At 37.6% G+C, this 11,853-nt stretch carries 12 protein-coding genes; 1 reads left to right on the top strand and 11 read right to left on the bottom strand.

Translation table 11 applies throughout. The annotated features are described in order from the left end of the window. Nucleotides 1-141: 141 nt before the first annotated feature. The 7 genes from ABEQ24_RS16480 to ABEQ24_RS16450 all read right to left on the bottom strand — a co-directional run bounded on the left by ABEQ24_RS16480 (nucleotide 142) and on the right by ABEQ24_RS16450 (nucleotide 7,106). Nucleotides 142-1,386, bottom strand: coding sequence for a helix-turn-helix domain-containing protein (locus tag ABEQ24_RS16480; RefSeq protein WP_430007807.1), 1,245 nt, complete (start codon nucleotides 1,384-1,386; stop codon nucleotides 142-144). Between the two features lie 261 nt (nucleotides 1,387-1,647). Further along, nucleotides 1,648-3,030: an ATP-binding protein gene (locus ABEQ24_RS16475; protein WP_430007806.1), complete on the bottom strand. Its 1,383-nt coding sequence runs from the start codon at nucleotides 3,028-3,030 to the stop codon at nucleotides 1,648-1,650. Next, on the bottom strand, nucleotides 3,027-3,701 hold the full coding sequence (locus ABEQ24_RS16470) for a response regulator transcription factor (RefSeq protein WP_430007805.1): 675 nt from the start codon (nucleotides 3,699-3,701) through the stop codon (nucleotides 3,027-3,029). Before ABEQ24_RS16470 ends, ABEQ24_RS16475 begins: the two co-directional genes overlap by 4 nt. A gap of 540 nt (nucleotides 3,702-4,241) precedes the next feature. Further along, the gene (locus ABEQ24_RS16465; protein ID WP_430007804.1) at nucleotides 4,242-4,919 is read right to left on the bottom strand and encodes an ABC transporter ATP-binding protein; all 678 of its coding nucleotides are present in this window, start codon (nucleotides 4,917-4,919) and stop codon (nucleotides 4,242-4,244) included. A 1-nt stretch (nucleotide 4,920) separates the two neighbouring features. Next, nucleotides 4,921-5,952: an FtsX-like permease family protein gene (locus ABEQ24_RS16460; protein WP_430007803.1), complete on the bottom strand. Its 1,032-nt coding sequence runs from the start codon at nucleotides 5,950-5,952 to the stop codon at nucleotides 4,921-4,923. A 194-nt stretch (nucleotides 5,953-6,146) separates the two neighbouring features. Then, a complete protein-coding gene (locus ABEQ24_RS16455) occupies nucleotides 6,147-6,575 on the bottom strand; it encodes a VOC family protein (RefSeq protein WP_430007802.1) in 429 nt (142 codons plus the stop codon). A gap of 189 nt (nucleotides 6,576-6,764) precedes the next feature. Then, the gene (locus ABEQ24_RS16450; protein ID WP_430007801.1) at nucleotides 6,765-7,106 is read right to left on the bottom strand and encodes a DUF3243 domain-containing protein; all 342 of its coding nucleotides are present in this window, start codon (nucleotides 7,104-7,106) and stop codon (nucleotides 6,765-6,767) included. A 186-nt stretch (nucleotides 7,107-7,292) separates the two neighbouring features. Here ABEQ24_RS16450 and ABEQ24_RS16445 point away from each other — a divergent pair, with 186 nt between their 5' ends. Then, nucleotides 7,293-7,922: a GerAB/ArcD/ProY family transporter gene (locus ABEQ24_RS16445; RefSeq protein WP_430007800.1), complete on the top strand. Its 630-nt coding sequence runs from the start codon at nucleotides 7,293-7,295 to the stop codon at nucleotides 7,920-7,922. A gap of 368 nt (nucleotides 7,923-8,290) precedes the next feature. Here the strand turns inward: ABEQ24_RS16445 and ABEQ24_RS16440 are convergent, their stop codons facing one another. The 4 genes from ABEQ24_RS16440 to ABEQ24_RS16425 all read right to left on the bottom strand — a co-directional run bounded on the left by ABEQ24_RS16440 (nucleotide 8,291) and on the right by ABEQ24_RS16425 (nucleotide 11,585). After that, nucleotides 8,291-8,854 (bottom strand): GNAT family N-acetyltransferase, encoded by a 564-nt coding sequence (locus ABEQ24_RS16440; RefSeq protein ID WP_430007799.1) that lies wholly within the window; start codon nucleotides 8,852-8,854, stop codon nucleotides 8,291-8,293. Nucleotides 8,855-9,383: 529 nt separating this feature from the next. Continuing rightward, nucleotides 9,384-10,634 (bottom strand): FtsW/RodA/SpoVE family cell cycle protein, encoded by a 1,251-nt coding sequence (locus tag ABEQ24_RS16435; protein ID WP_430007798.1) that lies wholly within the window; start codon nucleotides 10,632-10,634, stop codon nucleotides 9,384-9,386. 6 nt (nucleotides 10,635-10,640) lie between these two features. After that, nucleotides 10,641-11,048 (bottom strand): PadR family transcriptional regulator, encoded by a 408-nt coding sequence (locus ABEQ24_RS16430; protein WP_430007797.1) that lies wholly within the window; start codon nucleotides 11,046-11,048, stop codon nucleotides 10,641-10,643. Beyond that, complete coding sequence (locus ABEQ24_RS16425) at nucleotides 11,049-11,585, bottom strand: sigma-70 family RNA polymerase sigma factor (protein WP_430007796.1); 537 nt, start codon at nucleotides 11,583-11,585, stop codon at nucleotides 11,049-11,051. Between the last annotated feature and the right edge of the window lie 268 nt (nucleotides 11,586-11,853).

Below are 11,853 nucleotides of genomic sequence, written 5' to 3'. Positions count from 1 at the left end.
TCAGCAATAAATGCGTTTAGTGCTGCAAGATTTCTTTTTAATGATTAGAAAGATCGCATGTGCATTTTGGTTGATCCGGGTTAAATAACGCTTTTCAAAATATGCATCAAATTCCAGCAGCCACATATCTGACCTATCCTTTCAAACAAACTGATTGTTTCTCCTGAATTTATCCACCAATGTCCCTGCATATCGATTCGCATTCGCCAAATCGTTTTTGGCCATATAATAATCATATAGTTTTACGGCATAAAACTCTTTAGTCATTACATAGCCCATTTTATAAAAGTGAGGAAACGCCTCACACTCAAGATAGCGGTAATAATTCTCCTCATCACCTGAAATTGAGTAGGTATGCATGGTAAAGAGATGATGAAACGTCGGATCTGAAAATTCCCTGCATAAATCTAATCCTTTTTCTACCATCTTTAGAAGTTGATCCTTTGGGGTCTTCCCTTCTTTAGTCATGGAATTTATATACCCTTCCAGAGACCCCACATACTTGGGATCCGTTGAAGCACGTGCATCCATCGATTTTTTATAATATTCTGCAGACATTTCGAAATAGCCATGCCGCAGATTCAGATAGCCGAGATTATGATGCAGCATCGCTTTTTGATGATCGAGTCCATAGTCACCTGTCATATCGATCAATCGATGATATTCACTGCTTAAAAAATCGTAATCCTCCGATTGTTCAAGCTGAATGAGCATAAGCATTTCCGTTTCAATGATACGGGAAAAACTGCGTATTTTTGTAAAAAATGACAGTGCCTTACTCGCATTAAAAAAAGCGAGAACCCGCGAATTAAGTGCACTGTAGGCCATTGCCAGATCATAATAGTATTCCTGATTGGATTCATACTCCATGCTTATCCGTCCGAGAAATGAAATCGCGCTGACATAGTCGTATTTTACCGTAAGCTGGAAAATCCCCTTTATGTGCAGGAGCATATTTTCCTCATAATCAGATAGACCATTCCAAACCTCCATCTCTTTTATAAGATTCTCGGCAGATTGGAACTCTCCAATAGATAAATAGTATCTTGTAAGCACAAGCGTATAAGAGCGGTTGAAGTCCTGGATATGTAACAGATGGATCCCATCGAGCTGATTCTTGATGCTATCCGCCTTTGTCTTCATTTTTTTTACAATTGCATCATGCCAATCCTTCAGTAATAATTCCACCCTCCTATAATTTGAAAGTTCATGTTCCATAGTAATCCCTAACCGCTGAGATAATAATAGTATCGTTTCATCTGAGACTTCGGTTAATCCCCGTTCAATTTTACTGATATGAGTACTGGAGCAAATTCCTTCCCCTAAATCCTTTTGCTTCAATTCTTGATGTTCCCGATAGAATTTAATTATCTTACCTTCCAGCATGGTCCCCATCCCCTATTTAGCTATCATCTAATTTTTCTTATCCTACCATAATTTACACTTTAAAATCTGCAGAATTTTCATTTTATTAGTGTGGTTTTTTATGAAAAAATGTGCTATGCAAAGTGAGCATCATAAGAAAAAAAATGATTCACCTGAGTCCAAACCAATACCGGCAAAATAGATTAAATAACGATGCTTCAGCTATAAATAGGTGCATAATGAGAACAAATAATTATTATTTATAGAACTGAAAAAATATCGTTACTCAATAGGTAATAAAATCATGATGGAAGTCCCTTTTTGCAGTTCACTATTAATTGAAATACTGCCATGGTGCAGCTGAATAATCTCTTTGACAATGGAAAGACCAAGCCCTGTCCCTTCCGTTTTTCGGGTTCTTGCTTTATCTGCACGATAGAACCTTTCAAACGCCTGTTTCTTTTCTTCCTCAGACATACCAATCCCATCGTCGCTGATGATGATGGCAACCTGATCTTCACGGCTGTTGGTTTCAATGTGGATGCTGCCTCCTTGCTCACTATACTTAACCGCATTACTAATAAGATTTTCCCAAACGGTTAGAAGCAAGGACGGATTTCCTTTTATTTTTTCTGCTTTTAAAGAGTGTGAGAGACTCATCTCTTTTTCTTCTAATTTCCACCTGTACCGGTTAATCGTGTCCAGCCATTGTTTATTGATTGACACCATTTCCTTGTCTTGAAGCGCAAGCGATTCATCCAAAACGGTTAATGCCAGCAGCTGTTTGGTTAATTCAGACAGTCTGGACGTTTCTTGCTGAATGATGGACTGATAGGAAATTTGTTCTTCTATTGTCACATCGGGCTTTTTCAATAACACTAGGTAGCTTTGAATCGTATGCAGCGGTGACTGAATGTCATGAGAAACATTGTTGACGAACTCTTTCCTTTTAGTCATCAGCTGTTTAATTTGCAGGCGCATCGCATCAAAACTTTCAGCTAATTGACCAATTTCATCTTTGCGCGAAATGTTAATCGGTTCATCAAACGATTCAGCAGCCATTTTTTTCGTCACATTGGTCAAGTGAGAAATGGGATGGATTAATTTCCTGGCAGCGATCATCATGCCAAAAATGCTTAAGAGCAGAAGACCGATCGCGAGACCGCCAAATAATAACCGAAGCTCTCCAAACAGCATTCCAATGTTCGGCCGAATAAAGAGAGCATATTTTGTACCATCCGCTTCCACCTGAACACCGACTGAATTTTTCAGCTCATTCGCAAAAAAACCAGTCACAAACGTTTCTCTCGGATAGTCTCTCATCCCATGATAAACTTCACCATCAAGAACGGATGAAATGACTTCTTTGGACAATGTTTTATCCCTGTACTCTCCCCCGTAAAAAAAACCGCTACCGCTTTGATCCTCAATATAAAGCTGATAGCCTGCAAAACCGAGCATTTTTAAAGCATGACTCATCTGATCAGTTTTCAAACCCCCTAAATATGCGGACATCTCAGATGCAATTGCTGCATTTTTCTTGTCATTTTCTTTTTTCAAAAACTGGTGATAATACGTATTCATCACAAAAAATGATGTGAAACTGCTGATGATCATTGTAATGAGAGTAAACCAAACGAATTTCAGATAAAGTGAATGGGTCATGTCAGCTCCTCCAGCTTATACCCGACTCCGCGGACTGTTGTAATTCGAATGTCTGGTGCCTTGCTTGCAAGTCTGCTGCGGATTCTTTTAATGTGAACATTGACGGTCTGGTCATCTCCTGCGTAGTCTATCCCCCACACACTTTCAATAATTTGTTCGCGTGTAAACACAGAATTTGGGTGTGATGCAAGCAGACGAAGGACTTCAAATTCTTTAAGCGGAAGCATCAGTGTCCCGCTTTCCGTCTGAACCTCATAGCTCCTGCGGTCAATTTTAATGGAACCAAGAATCAGAATCTCATCCTGGGGTTTCTGATATCTTCTTAAAATAGCTTGTATTCTATATAATAATTCTTTGAATTCAAATGGTTTTACGACATAATCATCTGAACCAGACTGAAATCCTTTTTCTTTGTCTTCTATGTGATGTCTTGCTGTTAATAAGATAACCGGTACATCGCCGAACCTCTTCATTTCTTTTGTTACTTCGAATCCATCCAAACCTGGCATCATAATGTCAATTACAGCTAAGTCAACCGCCGTTTCATTTATTAAGGAAAGAGCTTCCTTCCCTGAATAGGCAGGGATTGCGTCATACCCTGCACGGTTTAACTCAATCAGGATATATTTCACCATATCCTGATCATCGTCCACTACTAAAATTCGTTTCATGTACTCTTCCCCTTATAATTAAACCTATTGCCTTTAATATCGGCAGCTCTTTTCAAAAGGCTGTTTTCGCATAGATTGTTGTTTTTGTTTATATTGTGCAGAAAAGTAGAATCAAATGAATGCTATGATTCCACCATTTTGGTTTTTGCACGGAAGAGTGGCATCAACCGCATGCTTTGATTCCACTATTTTGATTTTTGCACGGAAAAGTGGCATCAGCCGCATGCTTTGATTCCACTATTTAACTTTTTGCATGGAAGAGTGGCATCAGCCTCATTATGATTCCACCATTTTGATTTTTGCACGGAACAGTGGAATCATCCGCATGCTATGATTCCACCATTTAAGTTTTTGCACGGAAGAGTGGCATCAACCGCATGCTTTGATTCCACCATTTAAGTTTTTGCACGGAAAGTGGCATCAGCCAATTCCCTCTATTCTCCAGAAGAAGTCAAGTTCCTTCCGCTGCACCACTTATGGTTATAACTTCTAGCCTAAAAGCAACAATCCTTAAGAAAAGAGCCTTTCAAAAATACTTATCTAATTGAAAACCATCCCGTCCCGCATTGTCACGACGCTGTCTGCATATACAAGCATTTCTTTGTCATGAGTAACCATCAATGTGGTAATTTGCATCGTTTTTGTTAATTGTTTGATTAACTTCATAATATCGTTTGATCTTTGAGAATCAAGACTTGCCGTAGGTTCATCTGCAAAAATAATTTTTGGTTTATGAATTAAAGCTCTCGCTACTGCTGCTCTCTGTTTTTCTCCTCCTGATAAAGATTGTGGATAGGCATCCTTGCGATGGTACAAATCTGTCAGTTTGAGAAACCGTTCGGCTTCGTTTCTCTGTTCCTGTTTCTTAAGCTTTGTTTCAGAGAGGCTCAGCATAAGCATAAGCTGTTCTTGGACCGTAAGAAAGGGGACCAGATGGGAGGATTGAAAGATATAGCCAAACTGATTGGCTCTTAATTTCCTAATCTGGTCCTGATTCATTTCCGTTACATTTTCCCCTTTAAAAAAGATACTGCCCTGTGTAGCGCGCTGCAGCCCGGCCGCAATTGTCAGAAGTGTGCTCTTCCCTGATCCTGACGCTCCTACTAACGCCGTTATTTCACCTTCATTAAGTGATAAACTGATCCCTTTTAATACCTGTTCTTCTACTTCTCCATTCATGAACGCTTTCTTCACATCATTCAGCTGGAAAATTGTCATTTTACCCTTCCCCCTGTTGTATGGCTTTTAATGGTTCGGCTTTTTTTATTTGAATACCTGATAAAGTAGCCCCTATGAACCCTACTGCAGCGAAAACGAGCGAAAGCTGAAGACTGGTTTCTGCCGGCAAATAAAAGGGCATGCCTTTCGGAGCAACTCTTTCTAAAGCATGACTTAATAGAACAGATAGACTGAGAGAAAGGAGTGTAATGATGATCATTTGACTCCATATCATGACAAATAATGATCTCGTTTTCATCCCAATGGCTTTAAGGATTCCGTACAATCCAATTTTTTGCACGTTCATCATGTAGAAAAAAATAGTGAACAGCATTCCGCTTATAACAATTAAAAACCATGAAATCATATTTAAGGACAGCTGCTCCGCGCTGTAGCTTGGTATAGTGCTGAGAAACTCATCATTTGTAAATGACTGAAGTCCTGAAAAGGATTGGATCTCATCATTTGGAAGAAAGATGACTTGCATTTCATTTTGCTTGAAGATTTCTTGATAATCTTCTTGATTGATAAAAGCTGCAGGAGCATGGCTGAATTTTTTATGATCTGCAAACCCCTTTACAATGAGCTCTCCTTCATATTGATTGTTTTTTACCTTATCTCCAATCATCACTCCATCTTCTTTTAAGGTGCGATCTAAAATAACTTCTCCTTTTTGGATTTCGTCAAAAAATGATGATTGTGCTGCTGTCACAAAGGCCACACTATGCTGCCTATCTTGAACATCGTTTATAAAACCCATTTGGATGGCAAGTGCAGCTGCATTTTTATTTTCCGAAAGGATCTTTTCCTCCATCTCTTTATCGATCTTAGAAGCGAGATAATTTTCATCCGCATCTGCATTCATATAAAAATGACCATCAGGCAAATTTTTTATCAATGAGGCATTATCTTGGGACAATCCATTTGAAAGCCCGGATATCATCAATGTCAGAAAGCTCACTAAAAAGATGATGGATCCTAAAATGATAAAACGGGCCTTGTTCTTTTTGATTTCCTTCCATGCCAGGTTCATATTTCTTCCTCCAATTCTTCTTGTTAAGTAAAGTATAGGAGATCAAGGTGAACACAAGATGAACGGGAGATTACAGAAGACATTATCCGGGAAAGCCCGCTTCTTCAGAGGCGGGTGTTAAAATTCGGCAATTTGTTCATACAAAAAAGAGAACTCAATCGTAAAATGAGTTCCCTTTTCAAACTTATTGATTGTTAACTGTCTTGTTTAGAAATTAAGTATCTTTCTTTAAACAGGGGACTCAATTCGCTCCAAACATCAAATTTATTGCCGTTTAAGTCATAGAAAACAAAGTTTCTTCCAGAGTGTCCTCTGTTTTCAATTTCTCCAGCTCTAATTTGTTTGCCAATAAAGTCTTTATGTATAGCTTCTAAAGCACTTAACCCGTTGACTTCAAAGGTTAATGAAAAACGTTCTTCGCCGTGAATATCAATAAAATTTGAGCTTTGACTTTCTTTAGATTTTACAAGAAATATGCTTTGATCAGCAAAGTTAAGTATTGCCTTATCTTCATCTTTATAACTCAATTCAGCCCCCAATTTGTTCACATACCATTCCGAAGAATGTTCTACATCTGAAACTGGAAGATAAGTTGTACCTACTCTTAATAATTTTTCAGTCAATCATTTCCCCTCCTGATCATTTTTTTATATGGAAAATTCTGATATAACGATTTTATCATAGGCAACATATGTAGAGAACAAACAACTTTCAACAATCATCATGCTCTCTCAAACTTTTTGATGCACTTTCAAACTTTTTCTGAATTTAAAAAAGCCAGAGCTCTTTTTCAGCTCTGGCTTTTTGCCGTTTTACTCTTTCCCTACAAGTCTGACAAGCATATGTGCCAATTGATGGCGCTGCTCCTTCTCGCCTGCTTTCCACAGCTCCTGTAACAATTTTTCCTCACGGTTTCTAGGTTCTTCATTATCAGCAAGGTAAGCGGCAACTTTTTCTGCTGTTTTGGCTAATTGTTCTTCACTTAATCCAAGTTTTTCACCAAGAGCAACCCGCTTTCCGAGGTATTGTTTGAAACTTTCAAAGCTCCCCAGAATATCTTCCATTTTTTCGTCGGGAATTGTGGCAATGCGGCTTTCTACTTTTTCTGTTTCAAGGCTTTCATTTTTATTAATAATATGATTTTGTTCTGACATTTGAATCCATTCCCTTCTATTATATCTTCGTTCTATTAGTATAAATACCCGCTTTTACCTTATCGAAACTCGGACAACTCTTTTCGTCTCATCTATGTTGCAAAACAATTATCCAACACCAAATTTCCGTATAAAACCCATTTTTTAACTAAATACTAAATTTTATTACGGACAATGGGGGAAAACATGCGAATTCAGCCGGGAATTGCTCCTATTCATATTTATTTCATGATGATCATGTCTTCCGGATTAGTCAATCACGTTCTTATCCTGCCGCTTATTCTTTCAGCTGCCGGCCGCGACCCATGGCTATGTGTTGTTGTTTCGATTGTGCCTTATATCATTTGGATCTTATTAATTGGAGCCGTTATCAAAAAGATCGGCAATCAAAATTTTTTAGAGTATTTAAAAACTCGTCTTGGACGTGTACCCGTATTTTTCTTAACCGTGATCTTCATTCTTTATTTTTATTTAAATGCGGCAATAACATTCAGAGATAACGTTACGTGGACAAAAACCAATTCCTTAATGAATACCCCGCTGCTTGTTCTATGTATTTTGTTAGGCTTAAAAACAGGAGAGGAACTCTCGGTGAAGGGCTGTAAAATCACGCTTCACGAACCCGTAAAGGACGGATTGCACTATACGGTCCAGTTGAAAACCAAGGCTTTCATTGATGAAAGGGCAGATGAACCTTCCCTTACCCGTTTAAAGAAAAAAATCCAACAGGAAATTAAAAACGATGTGCAGCGCACGTTTGAAAATGGACTGAAACTGGATTCAAATTTATACAACCCGACAGAGTCCACTTCCTGAAAATCTCCGTCGCTTGTAAAAAAATAGAAACTTCAGGGAGATTCTTTGTCAGACATACAGGTAGAAGTTGTCATTGTTAATGCAGGAAGCTAGAAATACAAATAGTAAAAATCCAAACAGTACCTTTATTACAGAAAAAAATAGAATCCAGGACTTTTATGCTGTCCTGGATTCTTTCATTCAGTCTATTTAACAACATCAGCAGCACATCTAAAGCCAATATTCCCAGAAGAACTATCTGGCTAATTTGAGCTTCTTGCTGCCTTAAGTGTCTTGTAGAATATAAGTTTTCTTGATCATATACATAATCAGAAACAAAACCTAATCATTTCTTCATTTATTTTAAGGGGAATACTCTTTCACAAAGCTTACTTTATTATTGAATAAATACAAGTGTCAGTTAGCTTGCTGCCATCTGAGGATAAATCATCATTTCTTAAGGTTCCTTCTAATTCAAAACCTAGTTTTACTGGAATCGAACGACTTTTATAGTTTGTTGATTCACATCTTATTTCAATCCTTCTAAATTTTAGTTGCTGAAAGCCAAGGTTAGTTAACTCACTTACTGCTTCTGTCATATATCCATTTCCGCTAAATGGCGAGTTAATCCAGTATCCAATTTCACATTTAGAAATCTTCCAATTAATTCTGTGAAGGCTGGCAGTTCCAATAAAATCCTTAGTACCTTTATGAAAGATAAGATAGCGAAAGCTTTCTCTTTTCAAAAAATCGATATAGGCGTTTCTCAGGAGAATTTCTGTTTCTTCAACAGTAGGAATTTCCTGGAATAAAGCCAGCCATTGCTTTAACTCATTAATTGAATCCTTAATAGCTTGGTTTACTGCTTTCCCTTCACAAGCTTGTTGTGGTGCTCGAAGAATTAATCTGTCTGTTTCTATTTGTAACGGAACATCTATTAAAATGGGATTCATATTATTCCCCTCTCTAAAACTTTAAATTAAGACCTAATGGAACTCATATATTAAAGGATCCATTGAAATTGCTAATAATATCATTCAACAAAAAAGCACATTAATCCTCCAGACCAAAGTACTTAAATTTGTTATTAAATTAAACTGTCCGATTGCTGAATAACTGTTTTTTCCATTTAGTCATAATCGTTCAAATATGGATTTAAATTCCATCATAAAACATCACAATAAATAGCATTTGGAATTCCATAAATAAGATTCATTAGACTTATTAAGAACCTTGCTAATTTGTATGTTAATTCTTATGCTATTTCAATAAAATTCAGTTATATCAAGAGACTAAAAGAGACCATCGATTAACGAGTGGTCTTCGATTTCATTTCCTAATAACGGATTTTGCACCTCAGGAACACCTTAGCATCTACCGCTCTTTTCGTTTCTCAAATTCTTTTCAAACTCATTCAACTTTGATCAATTTCCTCATAATTCCATACAAATTATTTAGAACATAGATTCATTAGATTAGCACTTAACCGGATACCAAATCCTTTCTCCGATAAACACTTAAAACGATGCCAATTAATACAGCATTCAACAAAACCGGCATCAAACCATAGCTGATAAAAGGCAGATTCATAGCTGTCATCGGGAAAAATCCTAGTACCATGCCAATATTTGATAATACTTGAATAGAATAAAGAGAAACCGCTCCGATCAGCAGGAGTTTTCCATACGAATCTTTAATAGCCGGAATAACTGCACCTATTCTTGCTGCAAAGAGTGAGAGCATTATTACAAGGAATACTGAGAAAAGCCAGCCAAATTGAGAAGTTAATGCGACAAATACAAAATTAGTGGCACCATCCGGCATGGATCGTTCAATTGAAGGGCTGCCGAACCATCCCGCTTCAGATAAGAGCTTCTGTAAATGGAGAATCATAAAACCTGAAGAATCAGAATACTTTTCTGGATTCAAAAAACCAAACATCCTGTGTTTAAATTCTAGAGATTGATATTTAAAGGATAAGATCAACGTAAGAGCGAGTCCAGCTGCTGCAGCACCATAAATAGTAAGAATTGTCCGCAGACTGAATTTACTATAACCGAGCATCGCAAATACCATAACCGAGTATAAATAGGCAGAGGAAATACTGGGTAAAGTGAAAAATAAATAAACTGGAAAAAGAAATACTAGTCCATAATGCCAAATCTTGAAATTCCCATGATTGAAAAAGGATGCCAACGCTAGAAAAAAGAAAGGCAGCGCCGTCAGGCTTTCAAGAGTAAAAGCACCAACAGTTAAAGCGTAGTTCCCGTTTATCGTACTATTTGGAAATGAGTGAATCAGCAGAAGGATAATGACCCCCGCAGCATAAAACATCCACCCGAATTTCTCAAGTTTCCGGTAATCAACCAGCATAATCGCAAACGCAGCTGCAGCTCCTATTAGAACAATATACACTTTATTTAGAACATTTCCATATTCCCCTGAAAATAAAGGCAGAAATCCCAATCCTAAACATGTTGCCAATAAGAATACAAGCAGCCAGTCAACTCTGGGACGATGCAGTTTATTCATCTGCAGTCCGAGTGATAAGGAGTTTCCCATATGATGAACGGCTTTTTCTTCTGCTTCCTCGACTGACAGCCCTTTTTTGATCCAATCCATTTTTGATTTTTCGATGTGATCATTAAGTTCAGCTTCCACAAACTGTTTGGCTTCTTTAGATTTGATTTGAGATGTTACCTCTTCCAAAAATGATCTTTTTGTTTGTTTCACTTTCGATCACCCCTCTAACATTTCCTTTAAAACCAGCAGTACATTTCCCTCTTTAGCTTCTGCTTTCTGCAAGAGCTTTTTCCCCTTGTTTTTAAGCTGATAGCGCTTTGAACCTGAATTATTCCACGCAGACCCGATCCATTCTTTTTGTTCCAGCTGATGCAGCAGAGTATATAGCGCACCTTCATTTCCTTCAAACCTTTGTACTCCCCTGCTTCTCAAAAATGCAGTCAATTCATGTCCTGTCTTTTCATAGACAAGCAGGTGAAGAACCGCAAGCAAAATGTCTTCATCTTTTTCCTTTTGCTTCTTTATTTTTTCCCTTACTTTATTCCGGTGCTTCTCTGTGAACGTTAATTCAGCAAATGCCGATTGATCCATTGATTTTTTTAACCTTTTCAGTCGATCTTCCATTTATAACTCCTCCAATCTCTCTTTAAGCAGAACTTTAGCCCGCCTTAATCTAGTCTTTACGGTATTCTCACTTACTCCAATGACAAGGGCGATTTCCTTGATTGGCAAGTCTGCATAGTAATAGAGGTAAATCACTTCACGGTATTTTACAGGCATCATCATGATGACAGATACCAGCTGAGTATCTTCTTCTTTTTGAATGACCATTTGTTCAATCGATTCATTTGCAGAACTGCTCCATTCAAGTTTGTCACCAGCCGTCTCGACATTCTTGTGATGCCAGCTTTTCAAAAAATCTTTGCATTGATTGATGGCAATACGCCAAAGCCAGGTTCTCAGCTTTGATTTTCCGCTGTATGTATGGAGAGATTTATAGCACTTAACAAATATATCCTGCGTTAAATCCTCCGCAGTCTCTTTATTTCTGACGTAAGAGTAGACAAGCTGCAGGATCTCCTGTCCGTAGCGAATCATCATTTCATCGATTAGTCCGTCTTTATCTTCCATTTCCAATGCTTGTGCAGCCCATTCTTCCACTTTTGCCCCTCCCTTTCATAGATTTAGACGACATTCCTATATGAAAAGTTTTACAGATTGATATTTTCATAAAAAAACGGCTAGGCCGCTGCCAAGCCGGAATAATCTTCATTAATCATGACACATGTTCTTGCATTCATTTATCAAATCAAACGATCTATGATATTTTAAGCAGTCACTATCATTTCTTTTTTCATAATAAATATTATTAGAGACTGGGACAAAAGGTTTTCAGCCAAAGAATAATCCGAACTATTATGTGAAATTC

The organism is Metabacillus idriensis, assembly GCF_050483325.1.
Lineage (GTDB): Bacteria > Bacillota > Bacilli > Bacillales > Bacillaceae > Bacillus_P > Bacillus_P idriensis_A.
The sequence above is the reverse complement of the archived record's forward strand: the minus strand, read 5'-3'. Positions and strand labels throughout refer to the sequence as shown.

Coding starts and splice junctions, on each gene's coding strand:
- ABEQ24_RS16465 (WP_430007804.1), bottom strand. CDS start 4,919: ATGACAATTTTCCAGCTGAATGATGTGAAGAAAGCGTTCATGAATGGA.
- ABEQ24_RS16430 (WP_430007797.1), bottom strand. CDS start 11,048: ATGGAAGATCGACTGAAAAGGTTAAAAAAATCAATGGATCAATCGGCA.
- ABEQ24_RS16470 (WP_430007805.1), bottom strand. CDS start 3,701: ATGAAACGAATTTTAGTAGTGGACGATGATCAGGATATGGTGAAATAT.
- ABEQ24_RS16460 (WP_430007803.1), bottom strand. CDS start 5,952: ATGAACCTGGCATGGAAGGAAATCAAAAAGAACAAGGCCCGTTTTATC.
- ABEQ24_RS16440 (WP_430007799.1), bottom strand. CDS start 8,854: ATGAATCCCATTTTAATAGATGTTCCGTTACAAATAGAAACAGACAGA.
- ABEQ24_RS16480 (WP_430007807.1), bottom strand. CDS start 1,386: ATGCTGGAAGGTAAGATAATTAAATTCTATCGGGAACATCAAGAATTG.
- ABEQ24_RS16475 (WP_430007806.1), bottom strand. CDS start 3,030: ATGACCCATTCACTTTATCTGAAATTCGTTTGGTTTACTCTCATTACA.
- ABEQ24_RS16450 (WP_430007801.1), bottom strand. CDS start 7,106: ATGTCAGAACAAAATCATATTATTAATAAAAATGAAAGCCTTGAAACA.
- ABEQ24_RS16445 (WP_430007800.1), top strand. CDS start 7,293: ATGCGAATTCAGCCGGGAATTGCTCCTATTCATATTTATTTCATGATG.